The 16370-nt window shown below is 65.0% G+C and carries 15 protein-coding genes; 6 read left to right on the top strand and 9 right to left on the bottom strand.

Features of this window, described 5'->3' with window-relative positions; all coding sequences use genetic code 11:
- Positions 1-49: 49 nt before the first annotated feature.
- The 9 genes from AC1ME3_RS00345 to secG all read right to left on the bottom strand — a co-directional run bounded on the left by AC1ME3_RS00345 (position 50) and on the right by secG (position 10214).
- Positions 50-268: a sulfurtransferase TusA family protein gene (locus AC1ME3_RS00345; protein WP_082441432.1), complete on the bottom strand. Its 219-nt coding sequence runs from the start codon at positions 266-268 to the stop codon at positions 50-52.
- Positions 269-273: 5 nt separating this feature from the next.
- Positions 274-1659: a ribosome biogenesis GTPase Der gene (der, locus tag AC1ME3_RS00350; RefSeq protein ID WP_056062647.1), complete on the bottom strand. Its 1386-nt coding sequence runs from the start codon at positions 1657-1659 to the stop codon at positions 274-276.
- Between the two features lie 196 nt (positions 1660-1855).
- Positions 1856-3181 (bottom strand): outer membrane protein assembly factor BamB family protein, encoded by a 1326-nt coding sequence (locus AC1ME3_RS00355; RefSeq protein ID WP_480954375.1) that lies wholly within the window; start codon positions 3179-3181, stop codon positions 1856-1858.
- Positions 3178-3918 carry a tetratricopeptide repeat protein gene (locus AC1ME3_RS00360; protein ID WP_133018941.1) on the bottom strand — a complete coding sequence of 247 codons (741 nt, stop codon included), beginning with the start codon at positions 3916-3918 and terminating at the stop codon, positions 3178-3180. Before AC1ME3_RS00360 ends, AC1ME3_RS00355 begins: the two co-directional genes overlap by 4 nt.
- Before the next feature lie 72 nt (positions 3919-3990).
- Positions 3991-4851 (bottom strand): 3-methyl-2-oxobutanoate hydroxymethyltransferase, encoded by an 861-nt coding sequence (gene panB, locus AC1ME3_RS00365; RefSeq protein ID WP_480954376.1) that lies wholly within the window; start codon positions 4849-4851, stop codon positions 3991-3993.
- 48 nt (positions 4852-4899) lie between these two features.
- A complete protein-coding gene (locus tag AC1ME3_RS00370) occupies positions 4900-5298 on the bottom strand; it encodes a hypothetical protein (RefSeq protein ID WP_480954377.1) in 399 nt (132 codons plus the stop codon).
- 235 nt (positions 5299-5533) lie between these two features.
- A complete protein-coding gene (locus AC1ME3_RS00375; RefSeq protein WP_480954378.1) occupies positions 5534-7975 on the bottom strand; it encodes a TonB-dependent receptor in 2442 nt (813 codons plus the stop codon).
- A gap of 123 nt (positions 7976-8098) precedes the next feature.
- Positions 8099-9733, bottom strand: a complete 1635-nt coding sequence (locus tag AC1ME3_RS00380; protein WP_333921847.1) for a CTP synthase — start codon at positions 9731-9733, stop codon at positions 8099-8101.
- An 85-nt stretch (positions 9734-9818) separates the two neighbouring features.
- On the bottom strand, positions 9819-10214 hold the full coding sequence (gene secG, locus AC1ME3_RS00385; RefSeq protein WP_056050855.1) for a preprotein translocase subunit SecG: 396 nt from the start codon (positions 10212-10214) through the stop codon (positions 9819-9821).
- A 246-nt stretch (positions 10215-10460) separates the two neighbouring features.
- Here secG and AC1ME3_RS00390 point away from each other — a divergent pair, with 246 nt between their 5' ends.
- The 6 genes from AC1ME3_RS00390 (at position 10461) to edd (ending at position 16273) form a co-directional block, all read left to right on the top strand.
- Positions 10461-10805 (top strand): MarR family transcriptional regulator, encoded by a 345-nt coding sequence (locus AC1ME3_RS00390; RefSeq protein ID WP_056063384.1) that lies wholly within the window; start codon positions 10461-10463, stop codon positions 10803-10805.
- Entirely contained in the window at positions 10717-11151 is a 435-nt protein-coding gene (locus tag AC1ME3_RS00395) for a hypothetical protein (RefSeq protein WP_480954379.1), read from the top strand. Before AC1ME3_RS00390 ends, AC1ME3_RS00395 begins: the two co-directional genes overlap by 89 nt.
- The gene (gene argC / locus AC1ME3_RS00400) at positions 11148-12071 is read left to right on the top strand and encodes an N-acetyl-gamma-glutamyl-phosphate reductase (protein WP_480954380.1); all 924 of its coding nucleotides are present in this window, start codon (positions 11148-11150) and stop codon (positions 12069-12071) included. The genes AC1ME3_RS00395 and argC overlap by 4 nt, the downstream gene beginning before the upstream one ends.
- A 45-nt stretch (positions 12072-12116) precedes the next feature.
- Positions 12117-13580, top strand: coding sequence for a glucose-6-phosphate dehydrogenase (gene zwf / locus AC1ME3_RS00405; RefSeq protein WP_480954381.1), 1464 nt, complete (start codon positions 12117-12119; stop codon positions 13578-13580).
- A 171-nt stretch (positions 13581-13751) separates the two neighbouring features.
- Positions 13752-14456 (top strand): 6-phosphogluconolactonase, encoded by a 705-nt coding sequence (gene pgl / locus AC1ME3_RS00410; protein WP_480954382.1) that lies wholly within the window; start codon positions 13752-13754, stop codon positions 14454-14456.
- Positions 14457-14458: 2 nt separating this feature from the next.
- On the top strand, positions 14459-16273 hold the full coding sequence (gene edd / locus AC1ME3_RS00415) for a phosphogluconate dehydratase (protein WP_480955870.1): 1815 nt from the start codon (positions 14459-14461) through the stop codon (positions 16271-16273).
- The last annotated feature ends 97 nt before the right edge of the window (positions 16274-16370 follow it).

The following is a 16370-nucleotide window of genomic DNA, read 5'->3' on the forward strand; positions in this document are numbered from 1 at the left end:
AGGTCAGAGCCGTATCATACATAACCTAGGTAAACACAGTGTTGAAAAACTAACGACAAGTTACGACAAAGACTGAAATAGATACATCCAAAACGATTTCTATTGTTGCATTGGCGGACGCCGCGACCGCCGCGAGTTCGGTCGGGGCTTGAGGGTCATCCGCTATCACCTCGACGCGGGTCGCACCGTCGCGCAACGCGCGGGCAAGCCGCACCGCAGGCCAAGGACAACGCATGCCCCTGGCGTCGATACGGACCACGCCCGACACCCCGCCTAGTGGCCGCCGCCGCCCTTGCCGTCGTCGTACGGATTCTTCGGCGCGCGGAACATCAGTCGCACCGGCACCGCGCCGAAGCCAAGATCCTTGCGCATCGAATTGACCAGATACCGCTCATAGCTAGCCGGCAACTGATCGACGCGCGTGCCGAAGATGACGAAGCTGGGCGGACGCGTCTTGACCTGCGTGACGTAGCGCATCTTGATCCGCTTGCCGCCCGGAGCCGGTGGCGGAGTCGCCTCGATTGCGCGCTCGAACCAGCGATTCAGTTCGCCGGTGCCGACGCGCTTCGACCATGCATCACGCGTGTCGAAGCAGGCCTGGAGCAACTGGTCGATGCCCTTGCCGGTCGCCCCGGACACGGTCATCACCGTGACGCCCTTGACCTGCGACAGTCCGTCTTCGAGCGCGCGCTTGACGCCGTTGAACAGCGAGGATGCGCTCTCGGCGATGTCCCATTTGTTGAGCGCGATGACGAGTGCGCGGCCCTCCTGCAGCACCTTGTCGGCGATGCGGAGATCCTGTGCCTCTAGCCCCAACGTCGCGTCGAGCAGCAGCACCACGACCTCGGCGAAGTCGACCGCATGCAGCGCGTCCTCGACCGACATCTTCTCGAGCTTGTCCTGCACCTTGGCGCGCTTGCGCATGCCCGCGGTGTCGATCAGGCGCACCTTCCGCGCCTCGCCGCCGGTCGGATGCCAGTCGTAATCGACGCTTATCGAATCGCGCGTGATGCCGGCCTCAGGGCCGGTGATCATGCGGTCTTCGCCGAGGATGCGATTGACCAAGGTCGACTTGCCCGCATTCGGGCGACCGACGATCGCGAGCTTAAGCGGGCCTTCATATTCGTTGTCGGGCTGTTCCTCGGGCGGCTCTTCCTTGCCTTCGAGAAGCGGAAGCAAGCCTTCGAACAGGTCGCCCATACCTTCGCCGTGCTCGGCCGACAGTTGGACCGGGTCGCCGAAGCCTAGTGCGAGCGATTCGAGAATACCGTCTTCGCCTGCGCGACCTTCGGCCTTGTTGGCAACGAGAAGGACGGGAACGTCGGCGGTGCGCAGCCAGCGCGCGATCTCTTCGTCGAGCGGGACGATGCCGGCGCGCGCGTCGAACAGGAACAGCGCGACATCGGCTTGTTCGACGGCGGCTTCGGTCTGCTGGCGCATGCGGCCGGGCAGAGTCTGCGCGTCGTGGTCTTCATAGCCAGCGGTGTCGATGATGCGGAATTCGAGCCCGATCAGCGACGCATCGCCTTCACGGCGGTCACGCGTGACGCCGGGGCGATCGTCGACCAGCGCGAGCTTCTTGCCGACGAGGCGGTTGAAAAGAGTCGACTTGCCGACATTTGGGCGGCCGACGATCGCGACCACGGGGAGTTTGGACATGGCGTGCCCTTAGCGCGGGAACGCGCTGGCGTCACTAGATCCCTCGCCCCTCTGGGGAGAGGGAGGGAGGAGCCTTAGGCGACGGAAGGGTGAGGGGGAGTTGGGATCCGCGATCCGAGCCTCACGCCCCTCACCCTTCCCACCCGCTTCGCGTGCGGGCCCCTTCCCTCTCCCCAGCGGGGAGAGGGAGCAGACATTACCTATACGCGGTGACCTTGCCCTTCTGGTCGAGCGTGTAGAGCGTCGAGTTCGCCACGATCGGTGGCAGCGAGAACGGCGTCTTGGTCTCGATCGTCGAACTCACCGTACCGTCCGTCGGCGAGACGAAATTGATCTCCCCGCGCGAGTTGGTCAGGACGAGGCGGTTGCCGGCCAGGATCGGACCGAACCACGTGACCGCGTTGCTACGCTTCTTCTCGTTCTGAAACCGCTTCAACTGGGCGATCCAGCGTGCCTTGCCGTTCGAGCGCGACAGGCAGACCAGACGCGCGTCGTCGGTGATGACGAACAGCCACTCGCCCGCGATCCACGGGGTCGAGATACCCGCGAAGTTCTGCTCCCACAGACGCTGTCCGGTCGACAGTTCGAGTGCGACCATGCGGCCGCCCTGCCCAACCGCATAGACGCGGCCGCCATCGATGACCGGTGCGGCGTCGATGTCCGACAGGCTCGACACCGACGTCGTGATCGAGGTGCGGGACAGCGCGTCCTGCCACAAAATTCGGCCGTTCTCGTAGCGATACGCGCTGAGTTCGCCGCTGGAGAAGCCGGCGACCACCGTCCCCTGGCTCACGGCGGGTGCCGCGACGCCGAACACGCCCTGTGTTTCGAGCGTGCCGGACTGGACCCACTGGACCTTGCCGTCGGTCTGGTTGAGCGAGAAGACCTGGTTGTCCTGCGTGAGTACATAGACCGCGCCGTTAGCGACCGTCGGCGAACCACGCAGCGGCGCGCCAGGCTTGGCGCGCCAGAGGATCTTGCCGTCCGCCGCGCTCATGGCAACCACGTCGCCGACGCCGTCGGTGGCGTAAAGCTTGCCGTCGTCATAGCTGACGCCGCCGCCGAAGCGCGCCGCCTTGTTGAGCTTGCCCTCGGTGATCCCCGCGCTCCACAGCGCGGCGCCGGTATCGGCGGTGAAGGCATGGATGGTCGCTGTGACATCGGTGACGAACAACTTGCCGTCGGCAACGACCGGAGCAGCGCCGAGACGCTCGCGGTTCGAGCCACCGTCGATCCCGGCCTGCCAGAGACGCTTGGGCTGGTCGCCGAGCGCGAGCTGGCCCATCGACTTGGCAGGGTTTCCGCCGGGCTGTGCCCAGGCATCGTTGACCGCAGGGGCCGGCAACAGGACCTGGACGTCGGCGATCGTCTTGTCGGTCTCGACCTCGTTTTCAGAAACCAGGATCGAAACGCGGTCGCCTACCGTCGGCGTCTTCTTGTTGCCGCCGCCCTTGAAAATCCCGCAACCGCTGAGCGCCACCAGCGCGGCGACGGCGACCGTCACCCGATATGTCTTCATCATTGCGCCTTGGTATCCTCGTTTGATGCAGCCGGAGTGATCACCCTGGCAGTAGCGCCCGTGCTGGCAACAGCGTCCACACCCAGTACGCCAGCCATCTGAACCGCGCGTTGACGGATCGTCTCGGGCACGCCGGTATCGCGCGCGACCTGGCCGAACATGGTCCCTGCCTGCTGGCGCTGGTTCATGCGCAGATACGAGATCGCAACCATCTCGCCCGCGCTGCCGAGCCACGGACCACCGGGCACGGCCAGCGGACGAAGCCGCTCAACGACGACCTGCGGCTTCAGCGTGTCGAACTCGGCCGAGGTCTGGCGAACCAGCGCGAGATCGCGGAACGGCTTTGCAAGCGACGTATCGGCAGCGATCGAACCGAGCTTGGCAGCCGCCCCCTTCAGGTCGTCCTTCTGGAGAAGGACGTCGGCCTGCGTGAACAGCGCGAGTGCGCGGTAGCCGTCGCGGTTCGACTTGGCGAGTTCGGCGAGCGGCTTCGACGCGGCCGCGGCGTTGTTAGCGCCGAGCGAATCGTAAGCGGCCTGAAGCTGCTCGCCCTCGACACCAGCAGCCTCGCCATTGTGATGCTGCCAGTAGAGGAAACCGGCGAGAGCCGCGAGTGCGGCGACGACGCCGACCACGACCCATTTGCCCCAGTTCGTCCAGAACCCGGCGAGCTGGTCGCGTCGGAGTTCTTCGTCGACCTCACGCAGGAATGCTTGATCGGTTTTCGGCGGGAGGGCCAAGGAATGCTCCGGAAATAGTGAGGGGGTGGGCGGCGCGGACCTTAGCCGCGCCGGAACCGAAACGGAAGCGGATCAATCCTTGGGCGCGTAGACTTGCTCTGCGCCCGGAAACGCGCGCGCGCGAACGTCGTCCGCATAGGTTTGCGTCGCGGACGAAATCGTGTCGGCGATGTCGGCGAACCGCTTCACGAACTTCGCGGTCCGGTCGAACATCCCGAGCATGTCCTCGGTCACCAGAACCTGACCGTCGCACTGCGCCGATGCACCGATGCCGATCGTCGGACAGGCGATCGAGTTGGTGATCTCGATCGCGATTGGCTCGACCACGCCTTCGATCACGAGCGAGAACGCACCTGCCTCGGCGATGCTCTGCGCGTCGGCGACGATCTTGGCGGCTTCCTCGGGCGTACGACCGCGAGCACCGTAGCCGCCGAGCACGTTGACCGCCTGTGGGGTGAGGCCGACATGGCCCATCACCGGAATACCACGCTCGGTCAGGAACTTGACGGTCGGCGCCATTGCGGTGCCGCCTTCGAGCTTCACCGCCGCCGCGCCGGTCTGCTTGAGCAAGAACGCCGCGCTCTCGAACGCCTTTTCAGGCGACGCTTCGTAGCTGCCGAACGGCATGTCGATCACGACCACCGCATGATAGCTGCCCCGCAACACCGCCGCGCCGTGCGCCGCCATCATGTCCAGCGTTACGGGTACCGTCGATGGCAGGCCGTAAATCACCTGCCCCAGGCTGTCGCCGACCAGCAGCATGTCGCAATGCGGGTCGAGCAACTGCGCCGTGCGAACCGTGTAGGCGGTGAGCATGACGAGCGGCGTCTTGCCCTTCTGGCGGCGGATCGCGGGGATCGTCAGGTGCTTGAGCGGCGCGGGCGTCGGGTTGGCGCGACTCGTCGCGGTGTCGAGGGTGTAGGTCGTGGACATGGCGGCGCTAATAGCGTGCGGCGTCACGCTCGCCCAGTGTCGTGCGCGTCATACTGCCCAACCCTTCAGCCGGGCGTGGCCGACGAACCAGAGCGTGAACGCCGCGACCGCAATGATGACGAAGGGCAGGCCCAGCGTCTCGCTTGCGCCCTTGCGAGCGACGATGTCGGTCGAGGCGAACAGCCAGCCAAACTGTGCGATCGTCGCCACCAGCGATGTGATCAGGAACGGACGCGCACTGGCACGCCGCATGAACAGCAGCACCGCGCCGATCAGGCCGGTCAGGACTGCAACGGCAAACAGCGGGTCATACCAGTTGGGCAGCGCCGCATAGAGCGCGCGGTCATAGGCGCTGGACTGCCCCATCGCGTCCGCGCCGAGCCTAAGCTGTTGCAGGCACATGAAACATCCGACGAGCCCCCAGAGAACGATCACGCCTGTCGTCATGCGAAACCACAAGGGCCCCTGTCGTACGAAGAACATGTCGCCGCCCCTGCCAGTTTATCGGCAACAGACTGCGCGCAGTGGAGGCTACGCGCAAGAGCATGCGGCCATACGGCAAGATGTCTCGGATCCGGATCCGGAGGGACATCGGGAGCTTCCGACTGCGACGTCCCTCCGGGCCGTAATTAACCCCTATCGCACCCAACCTGAACGCGTCGTGACGAAACACGTGTCGCGATCAGAACGATCGCGACACGGTCAGGCCGTAGGTACGCGGATCGCCGGGCTGTCCGACGACCAAGCCGGTGCTGCCGGACTGGAGCGCGAGCACTTCGTAGTAGTTGTGGTCGAACGCGTTACGCAGCCAGCCGAACACGTTCCAGCTGTCCTTCGCCTTGAATCCCAAGCGGAAGTTGCTGAGCGCATAGCCCTTGATGTCGGTATAGAGCGAGCGAGACGGGTTCGACGAGAACGTCGAACGGTAGCTGCCGTCATAGCCGAGATACATCTGACCATCGACGCCGCCGATCGTGGCCGGCAAATCGTATTCGGCGCCGTAGGAGAAAGCCCATTTCGACACGCCGGGCAGGCGCTGACCGGAGATGTCGCAGTTGGCCGGGCTGACCGTCCCCGTCCCTGCCGGACCTGGCAGGCTCGTCGCCGTCGGGGCAGACCCTCCGGATAGCTCAGGCGGGCAAGGCGCGTCGACGAACTTCACGTATTTCGCGTCCGTATAGGCCCCATTGGCGTAGACGCTGAACCGGTCGGTGGGGCGGAAGGCCGAATCGAACTCCAGACCACGAGTCCGCACCTTGCCGGCATTGGCGAGATAGCCGCGCAACACGCCGAGCTGCCCGTTGGTGACGGTCGCCTGGTAATCGCTGATCTCGGTCCAGAAGCCGGCGAGGTTGAGCGTCAATCGACGATCGAGAAACTGCGTCTTGAGGCCGAGTTCGTAGTGATTGACCTTCTCGGGTTTCACCGTGGCGGCCGACAGGATCGGATTGTTGCTACCGTCGAGCGGCAGGCCGGACAGGTTGATCCCGCCGGATTTGTAGCTCCGCGCGTAGGTCGCATAAGCGTGGATGTCGGAGGTCACGGTGTAGGCCGCCGTGATGTCGCCCGACAGGTTCCAGTTGTCGAAATCGGGCCGGTAGCTCTGCGGCGCGAGCACACCGCGCTGGTCGTTGAATCTTGCCTCACCGGTGACGAGTTCGCCTGCGCCGGTCGTCACGACCGAGACATAGTCACCCTTCTTCTTGTCGTAGTTGAGGCGCAGGCCCGGCGTGATCTGGAACCGGTCGCTCACGTTCCAGGTCAGCTTGCCGAACAGCGCCGCGCTGGTGTTCTTGAAGCCGATCGTGTTGCGCGCGGTCAGGCCGTTCAGCGTCGCCGGATTCTTCCCGCCCGTGCTGGTCGGGTTGAGCAGGAATGCGCTTGCCGCGGGCCCCTGGACCTGAAGCCCTTGCGTATCGATCGTCTGGTAGAAGTAGAACGCGCCAAGCACGTAATCGAGCGTGTGCTTGCCGTTCGAGGCGATTCGCAGCTCCTGGCTGTACTGCGTCTGCTGCGACGGATTGGCGGACACGGTGGTGATCGGTAAGCCAATGAAGTCGCGATCGTTCGACGGATCCCAGTGCCAGAACCGCCACGCGCTGACCGAGGTGATCGTGGCCGCGCCCAAATCCAGATTGCCGAGCAGCGATACGCCGCCCAGTTCCTGCTTCGCACGCAACGGCGTGTCGACATCGGTCACCCGGTCGAACGCATTGGTCGACGGTACTACATAGCCCTGTGCGGCGGCGAGCGCGGCATATTGCCGGATCAGCGGCCGCTGCGTTGCGCCGGTGCGGACGTAATATTGCACGCAGCAATCGGGGTTCTGCTGGCCGTAATCCCCCGACAGGGCGAAATCGAGCGTCTCGGTCGGCTTCCAGTATAGCTGTCCGCGGACGCTCTTGTTGTCCTGCGCGTTGAGGTTCTTGCCGGTCACGACGTTGTGGATCGTGCCGTCGCGCTCGGTCACCGAGGCAGACAGCCGGATCGCGAGCTTGTCGGGGATCAGCGGGCCTGACACCGACGCCTTGGCCTGAATAAACTGATAGTTGCCCGTCGTGAGTTCGATCCGCGCCTCCGGCGTGAAGCTGGGTTTGCGGGTCGTGATGTTGATCGCGCCGGCGGTGGTGTTCTTGCCGTACAGCGTGCCCTGGGGTCCGCGGAGGACCTCGATCCGCTCGGTATCGGTAAAGTCGAACGTCGCCGAGGCGATTCGGCTGTAATAGACCTGGTCGACATAAATGCCGACGCCCTGCTCGATCCCGTCGTTGGTCAGGCCAAACGGTGCGCCTAGGCCGCGGATGTTGGCAGCGGAATTGCGCGGGTTGGTCGAGTAGAATTGCAGCGTCGGCTGAAGCTGCGTCAGGCGGCTCACGTTGTACGCGCCAGTCTCGGCGAGCGCGGTGCCGCCGATGACCGACATCGCGATGGGGACGGTCTGAATCGTCTCCGCGCGACGACGCGCGGTGACGACGACATCGCCGCCACCACCCTGCTGCTGGTTGCCTAGGCGACCGTTGGCCTGTGCGTCAGCCTGCTCGCCAGCGGCCGTCTGCGGCGGAACGGCCGGCGTTGATACGGTAGCGGCCTGACCGGCAAGCAACAGCGCAAGCGTAAGCGACATGAATGTTTTCCCCTGAACCTTGCCGCGCAAAGTCTAGTAATTCAGGGGATATTCAATGCGAGCATGTCTTGGGTGGCGGAAAGCACGACTTGTCTCCCTCCTCCGCGGGGGAGGAAGCGTTGTTCAGACCAGGCGGCTCTGCTTAACGGCGGCTTCGATAAAGCTCGCGAACAGCGGATGCGGGTCGAACGGCTTGGACTTCAGCTCAGGATGGAACTGGACGCCAACGAACCAGGGGTGGTCGGGACGTTCGACGATCTCGGGCAGCGTGCCGTCGGGGGACATGCCCGAGAAGACAAGGCCGCCCTGTTCGAGCGCTTCCTTGTACCCGGTGTTGACCTCGTAACGGTGACGATGGCGCTCCGAAATCTCGGTACCGCCATAGATAGAGGCCACCACGCTGTTGCCCGTGAGCTTCGCGTCATAGGCGCCGAGCCGCATCGTGCCGCCCATGTCGCCTTCCGCTGCACGCGTTTCGAGACCTTCGCGCCCCATCCATTCGGTGATCATGCCGACCACCGGCTCGTCGGTCGGGCCGAACTCGGTCGACGAAGCATTCGGGATGCCGGCGAGATCGCGGGCACCCTCGACGCAGGCCATTTGCATACCGAAGCAGATTCCGAAATACGGGATCTTCCGCTCACGCGCGAACTTGACCGAGGCGATCTTGCCTTCCGCACCACGCTCGCCGAACGCGCCGGGGACGAGGATCGCGTCGCACGGCTCGAGCTGACCCGCGATGTCGCTTTCGGCGTTCTCGAACAGCTCGGCGTCGATCCAGCGGACGTTGACCTTCACGCGATTCGCGATGCCGCCATGGACCAGCGCCTCGTTCAGCGACTTGTACGCGTCCTGGAGCCCGACATATTTGCCGACCACGCCGATCGTGACTTCGCCCTGAGGATTGGTCAGGCGGTCCATGATCTCGGTCCAGCGCGACAGGTCGGGTGCCTCGGCGGGTTCGATCCCGAACGCGCGGAGAACTTCGATGTCGAGTCCTTCGCCGTGATACTGAAGCGGCACCGCGTAGATGCTCTTCGCGTCGAGCGCGGGAATGACGGCGCTGGCGGGGACGTTGCAGAACAGCGCGATCTTGGCGCGCTCCGACGGCGGCAGGGGATGTTCGCAGCGACAGACCAGCACGTCGGGCTGCACGCCGAGCGCGGCGAGTTCGCGGACCGAATGCTGAGTCGGCTTGGTCTTCAGTTCGCCGGCGGCGGCGATGTACGGGACCAGAGTCACGTGAATGCTGATCGCGTTGCCGCGACCTTCCTCATTCTTGAGCTGGCGGATCGCCTCGATGAACGGGAGCGATTCGATATCGCCGACGGTGCCGCCGATCTCGCACAGGACGAAATCGATGTCGTCGGTCTCGGCACGTGCGAACGCCTTGATCGCGTCGGTGACGTGCGGGATGACCTGCACGGTGGCGCCGAGATAATCGCCGCGACGCTCGCGCGTGATGATCTGCTGATAGATGCGCCCCGAGGTGACGTTGTCCGACTGGCGCGACGGAACGCCGGTGAAGCGCTCGTAATGGCCGAGGTCGAGATCGGTCTCCGCGCCGTCGTCGGTGACGTAGACCTCGCCGTGCTGATACGGCGACATCGTGCCGGGATCGACGTTCAGATACGGATCGAACTTCCGAATCCTGACGGTATACCCGCGTGCCTGGAGGAGAGCGGCAAGCGATGCCGCCATGAGACCTTTACCGAGCGACGAAACCACGCCCCCGGTGATGAAAATGTACCGAGCCATGGGAAGAGTCTCGTAGCGTGTGTTGGGGACGAACGACAAGAGCCCCGCGGATCACGCGAGGGTCTTTTATCGGCGAATGGAGTGTTTAGTTGGCTAGCGGGACCGCGCCGTTGTCGGCCGGCTTGGTCGTGCCGGCGGGGACGCCAGCATTCTCGGCGCCACCGGCGAACGGAGCCGCATCACCCTTGGGCTGCGCGGTCGGAACGGCCGTTGCCGCCGCCGGGGTACGCGCCAGCGACGTGTCGATCGTGGTGGTGCGGTGATTCGCCGCGAGGACCGCGAGCAGGATCGAGAACAGCACGAACATCGTCGCGAGAACGCCGGTCGCGCGGGTCAGGAAATCGGCCGCGCCGCGTGCCGACATCAGGCCCGACGGACTGCCGCCCATGCCCAGACCGCCGCCTTCCGAGCGCTGCATGAGGATCACCGTGACGAGGGCGGCCGCGATGATCGCGTGGATGACGAGCAGAAAGGCGAACATTGCGCGGAAAACCCCGGAACTTTTGCGAAGGCGCGCACATAGGCGACGTCGCGGTTTCGATCAACCGGGCGATCGACCGTGGCGCTGCCTCCGCATATCGCAAGGCAATCGCAAAACTACGGAAACATGACGTCCGGGCGGCGTTGAGACCCCGTAATGACGCTCATGACTGGGTATCGTGCACATAAATTCAGATGGCGGATCAACGCTGTGGCATCAATGGCAGCCAATACCTTATCGACCTGGATGACCGCTCTGGTGGATTATGTCCGCTCGGGTGAACCCGATCTGACCAATCGTCAGATGGCGCTTCTTCTGCTCGTTTATCTCAAACCGGGTCCACATACGGTGCGCGGCCTGGCCCGTGCGCTCAACGTATCGAAGCCGGTCGTTACGCGCGCCTTGAACAGATTGGGTGCCCTCGGCTATCTGCGCCGGCAACGCGACGATAGCGACAAGCGCAACATCTTCGTCGCGCGCACGACCGAAGGGGCAGATTTTCTTGAAGAGTTTGGGCAATTCATCGGCGACGGCCCCGCCCCTGCCGGCACTGGCAACGGATCTGGCGGCCGCGCAGCCGCTCACGCTTGAGCCATTCGACGACCAGGCCCGTACGAGCTTTTCGCTGACGGGCCGCTCGGTCGACCTCGACCCGCGCACCCATGCCGTTCGCCGCGATATCGCCGACATTCGTCTCGCCGAATACGTATTCGCTCCACACTATGCCGTGCCGATGATACGGCCCGTCGCGCGCACAGCTTTGTTGCGCAGCGGACGAGACGAAGCGAGCGATACGATGGTCGACCTCAACCCTGGCGACAGTTTCGAAGTGCTGGAGATTGCTGGCGTTTCCGCATGGGGCGTCGCCCGCCCGAGCGGGCTGGTCGGCTATGTCGCTGCAGAAGCGCTCGACCTTTCGGCGAACGACGCGGCATGACCACGGTCTTCATCGACGGCGCCGTCGGCACCACGGGCCTCGAGATCCGCGAACGGCTCGCCGGGCGGACCGACATCACGCTGGCGCTGCTGCCTGAGGATCGGCGCAAGGATCCGGCGGCACGGCGCGAGGCGCTGAACGATGCCGATTTCGTCATCCTGTGCCTGCCGGACGGGGCGTCGCGCGAAGCCGTCACGCTGATCGACAATGCGCGCACCCGCGTCATCGACGCATCGAGCGCGCACCGGGTCGCTGCCGGCTGGACCTACGGCTTCCCCGAGCTGCCGGGCCAGGCGGATAAGGTCGCGACCGCGATGCGCGTGTCGAACCCCGGCTGCTATCCCACCGGTTTCCTCGCGCTCGTCGCGCCTCTGGTCGCGGCCGGTCTCATACACGCCGACCTCCCGCTGAGCGTCAACGCGACCTCGGGTTATTCGGGTGGCGGCAAGGCGATGATCGCGGCGTTCGAGAATGGCGAACCGGCGACAGCCTTCCGCGCCTACGCGCTAGGTCTCGCGCACAAGCATATCGCAGAGATGACGCAACATGCGGGCCTAACGCACGCGCCGATCTTCGCGCCTGCCGTGGCGAACACCTACCGCGGCATGGTCGTCGAAGTGCCGTTGCATCTCCACGCCCTGCCCGGCCGGCCCACGCTTGCGGCGATCGAAGACGTATTGCGCGCTGCGTTCAATGGCTCGAAGCTCGTCTCGGTTGCTCCCGGCGATATCGGCTCGGTCGATATCGAGGAGAATGCAGGGACCGACCGGCTGACGCTGCGCGTCTGCGGCAACGATGCGGTCGGTCATGCGCGGCTGGTCGCGACGCTCGACAATCTGGGCAAGGGCGCCGGCGGTGCCGCGGTCCAGAACCTGAACATCATGGCCGGGGTCGATCCCGTAGCCGGCCTCGTTTTCTAGGACCGGCGTTTTCCGCCCGGTCCATCGCCACATCCAGGAGCTTCCATGCACCGTAATCCCGTAGCCAAGCTGCTCCTGTTCGGCGCGACCGGCGATCTCGCGCAGCGCATGCTGCTGCCGTCGCTCTATGGCCTGCACGCCGACGGGCTGCTGCCCGAGGAACTGACGATCACCGGCGCCGCGCGTCACGAGCATGACGACAAGGATTACCGCAAGTTCGCCAAGAAGGCGCTCGACGAGTTCCTGCCCGAGGATCGCAAGGACGAAGGCGCGATCGGGACGTTCCTCGACCGGATCTTCTACCAGCCGACCGACCTGTCCGATCCGGCGAGTTTCCAGCCGCTGGCGGACAAGATCGGCGATATCTCCGGCGGGCTGGCGATCTACCTGTCGACCGCGCCGTCGCTGTTCGAAGCCGCGATCGAGGGGCTGCACAAGGTTGGGCTTGCTGGCGAGACAGTGCGCGTCGGGCTGGAGAAGCCGCTCGGCTACGACCTGGAGACGAGCCGCGAGATCAACGACTCGGTGGCGAAGGCTTTTCCGGAGGACCGGACCTATCGGATCGATCATTATCTCGGCAAGGAAACCGTCCAGAACATCCTTGCGCTGCGCTTCGGCAATTCGTTCTTCGAGCCGGTGTGGAACGCGCAGGGGATCGACAACGTCCAGATCACGATCTCCGAGACGGTCGGGCTCGAAGAGCGCGCGGGCTATTACGAGACCGCGGGTGCGTTGCGCGACATGGTCGCCAACCACATGCTCCAGCTGCTCGCGCTGATCGCGATGGAGCCCCCCGCGCGCTTCGAGGGCACCGACGTCCGCGACGAGAAGTCGAAGGTGTTCCGCTCGCTGCGCATGATCAAGCCTGAAGAAGTCCCGAACGTCACCGTCACCGGCCAGTATGGCGAAGGCGCGGTGAAGGGGAAGTTCGTCAAGAGCTACTCGGACGAACTCGGCCAGCCTTCGACCACCGAGACGTTCGTCGCAATCAAGGCGCATGTCGACAATTGGCGCTGGCAGGGCGTGCCGTTCTACCTGCGCACCGGCAAGCGCATGGCGACGCGCCGTAGCGAGATCGCGATCCAGTTCAAGGCGGTACCGCACTCGATGTTCGCGGGACGCGGCGGGCTGCTCCAGCCCAACATGCTGATCATCCGCCTTCAGCCGGAGGAATATATTCAGCTGCTGGTGATGGCGAAGGAACCGGGTCTCGACCGCGAGGGCGTCCGCCTGCGCGAAGTGCCGCTGAACCTCAGCATGGATGCCGAGTTCGCCGGGTCGCGTCGGCGGATCGCGTATGAGCGGCTTCTGCTCGACCTGATCGAGGGCGACCAGACGCTGTTCGTGCGCCGTGACGAGGTCGAGGCGCAATGGACCTGGATCGACGCGATCCGCGAGGGCTGGAAGGCCAACGCGATGAAGCCCAAGAGCTATGCGTCGGGCAGCTGGGGTCCATCCGCCGCGATCGCGCTGACCGAGCGCGATGGCGTGACCTGGCAGGACGACTGAGTTTGGTTTCTCCCGTTCGTCCCGAGTAGCCTTCGAGCGAAGTCGAGAAGGCGTATCGAGGGATCGGCCGGAGTGTGGCACTGTACCTCGATACGGGCTCTCGGCTTCGATCGATCCCTACTCGGCACGAACGGCATTTTTGACAGCAATTTTCTGAGTGAGTTGAAGTTTATGACCGAAATCGAATGGTGGGAATATGACGACGCGGGCGAGCTCGCCAACGCAGTCGCAGGCGATATCCAGTTCGTCATCGAGAGCGCGCTCGACGCGCGTGGCTCGGCGGTGATCGCGCTGGCGGGCGGCAAGACGCCGTTCGCCGCGTACGAGAAGCTTGCCCAGGCAAAGCTCGACTGGAAGAAGGTCACGATCATCCCGGGCGACGAGCGTATCGTAAAGCTCGGCGATCCGCTGTCGAACGTTACTTCGCTGGCGAAGATCTTCCTCCCCAAGGGCGCGCGCGTGAAGCCGATCGTTCCCGAGGCGATGTCGGACTACAAGGCGGCCGGTCGTTCGGCGGATGCGCTGATGCAGGACCTGCACTGGCCGCTCGACTTCTGCCTGCTCGGTATGGGTGGCGACGGGCACACTGCGTCGATCTTCCCCGGCCCCGATTATGACGAAGCGCTGAGCGGTCCCAAGGAACGTCGTGCGCTCGGCGTGATGCCAGATCCGCTCCCGCCCGAGGCACCGCTGGCGCGCGTGACGTTGTCGGCGGCGGCGATCGCGTCGTCGAAGGCGCTGATGATCATGATCACCGGCGACGCGAAGAAGAAGGTGCTCGAGCAGGCGATCGAACAGGGGCCGTCGTCGTCCTATCCGATCGGCCGCGTACTGGCCGAGGTCGAGCTGCCGGTCGACGTGCACTGGGCGCCGTGACGATGCTCAACGCCGTCGTCTCCGCGGTCACCGACCGGATCATCGAGCGCTCGCGTGGCAGCCGCGCCGCCTATCTCGCGCTGATCAAGCGCGAGGCGGCGGCGCAGGTCCGGCGTCCCGGCCTCGGCTGCGCGAACCTCGCGCACGCCTATGCCGGGACCGAGGAAGACCGCGACGCGATGAAGGCCGATGCCGGCATGAACATCGGCATCGTCACCGCGTATAACGACATGCTGTCGGCTCACGCCGTCTACTACCGCTATCCGGAACTGATGAAGATCTGGGCACGCGAGGCCGGTGCAACCGCGCAGGTCGCGGGCGGCGTGCCGGCGATGTGCGACGGCGTGACGCAAGGGTATCCGGGCATGGAGCTGTCGCTGTTCAGCCGCGACACGATCGCGCTGAGCACGGCGATTGCACTGAGCCACGGCACGTTCGAAGGCGCGGCGCTGCTCGGCATCTGCGACAAGATCGTGCCGGGCCTGCTGATGGGCGCGCTCCGCTTCGGGCATCTGCCGATGGTGCTGATCCCCGGCGGGCCGATGCCGACCGGGTTGCCCAACAAGGCGAAGGCCGCGGTTCGCGAGAAATTCGCCGAGGGGCTGGTCGGGCGCGACGAGCTGCTCGAAGCCGAGATCGGCGCGTATCATTCGAAGGGGACGTGCACCTTCTACGGCACCGCCAACACCAACCAGATGATGATGGAGGTGATGGGCCTCCACATGCCGGGCGCGGCGTTCGTCAATCCGGGCACGAAGCTGCGGCAGGAACTGACGCGGGCGGCGGTGCACCGGTTGGCGAAGATCGGCGCGCGGGGCGATTCGTATCGGCCGCTCGGGCACTGCGTCGACGAGAAGGCGATCGTGAACGCCGCGGTCGGCCTGCTCGCGACGGGGGGCTCGACCAACCATCTGCTCCACGTCCCCGCAATCGCTCGCGCGGCGGGGATCATCATCGACTGGGAGGATTTCGACCGCCTTTCCTGCGCGGTGCCGCTGATCGCGCGCGTGTATCCCAATGGCTCAGCGGACGTGAACGCGTTCGAGGCTGCCGGGGGCATGCCCTACGTGATCCGCGAGCTGCTCGGCGAAGGCCTGCTGCACGGCGATATCATGACGATCGTTGGCGAAGATCTTTCGGCCTATACGAAGACCGCGGTTGTCGAGGGCGATACGCTCGGCTGGCGCGATACGCCGGACAGCGGCGACGAGACGATCCTGCGCCCTGCCACCGCGCCGTTCTCGCCGGATGGCGGGATGCGAATCCTCGCGGGCAATATCGGCCGCGCGTGCATCAAGGTGTCCGCGGTCGAGCGCGAGCGCTGGATCGTCGAGGCGCCCGCGATGGTGTTCGACGACCAGCTCGACGTGATCGAGGCGTTCAAGCGCGGCGAGTTGGAGAAGGACGTCGTCGTCGTCGTCCGCTTCCAAGGGCCGCGCGCGAACGGCATGCCGGAGTTGCACAAGCTAACCCCGCCGTTGGGGGTGTTGCAGAATCGCGGGTTCAAGGTGGCGCTGGTCACCGATGGGCGGATGTCGGGTGCGAGCGGCAAGGTCCCGTGCGCGATCCATTGCTCGCCGGAGGCGCTGCTCGATGGTGCGATCGGGTTGATTCGCGATGGCGACATGATCCGGGTGGATGCGGTCAACGGTACGCTGGACGCGCTGGTCGACGCGGACGTGTGGGCGACGCGCGAGATGGTCGCGGTTCCGCCACCGGTTAGCGGGATGGGCCGCGAGCTGTTCGGCATGTTCCGTGGGCTTGCCGACGAGGCGGAGAAGGGTGCGTCGGCGATGCTGGCTGGGGCTGGGCTTTAGATCCCTACCTACCGTTCGTCCTGAGCGAAGTCGAAGGACATTGCTCCAAGCGAGCGGTCCTTCGACTTCGCTCAGGACGAACGGATGCAAAGATATC

This window comes from Sphingomonas sp. BL2, from assembly GCF_056680015.1.

Excerpts from the sequence above, each read along its gene's own strand:
- AC1ME3_RS00390 (WP_056063384.1), top strand. The coding sequence starts at position 10,461 with ATGACCGCTCTGGTGGATTATGTCCGCTCGGGTGAACCCGATCTGACC.
- der (WP_056062647.1), bottom strand. The coding sequence starts at position 1,659 with ATGTCCAAACTCCCCGTGGTCGCGATCGTCGGCCGCCCAAATGTCGGC.
- argC (WP_480954380.1), top strand. The coding sequence starts at position 11,148 with ATGACCACGGTCTTCATCGACGGCGCCGTCGGCACCACGGGCCTCGAG.
- AC1ME3_RS00375 (WP_480954378.1), bottom strand. The coding sequence starts at position 7,975 with ATGTCGCTTACGCTTGCGCTGTTGCTTGCCGGTCAGGCCGCTACCGTA.
- AC1ME3_RS00355 (WP_480954375.1), bottom strand. The coding sequence starts at position 3,181 with ATGATGAAGACATATCGGGTGACGGTCGCCGTCGCCGCGCTGGTGGCG.
- pgl (WP_480954382.1), top strand. The coding sequence starts at position 13,752 with ATGACCGAAATCGAATGGTGGGAATATGACGACGCGGGCGAGCTCGCC.
- AC1ME3_RS00370 (WP_480954377.1), bottom strand. The coding sequence starts at position 5,298 with ATGACGACAGGCGTGATCGTTCTCTGGGGGCTCGTCGGATGTTTCATG.
- AC1ME3_RS00380 (WP_333921847.1), bottom strand. The coding sequence starts at position 9,733 with ATGGCTCGGTACATTTTCATCACCGGGGGCGTGGTTTCGTCGCTCGGT.
- edd (WP_480955870.1), top strand. The coding sequence starts at position 14,459 with ATGCTCAACGCCGTCGTCTCCGCGGTCACCGACCGGATCATCGAGCGC.
- zwf (WP_480954381.1), top strand. The coding sequence starts at position 12,117 with ATGCACCGTAATCCCGTAGCCAAGCTGCTCCTGTTCGGCGCGACCGGC.
- panB (WP_480954376.1), bottom strand. The coding sequence starts at position 4,851 with ATGTCCACGACCTACACCCTCGACACCGCGACGAGTCGCGCCAACCCG.
- secG (WP_056050855.1), bottom strand. The coding sequence starts at position 10,214 with ATGTTCGCCTTTCTGCTCGTCATCCACGCGATCATCGCGGCCGCCCTC.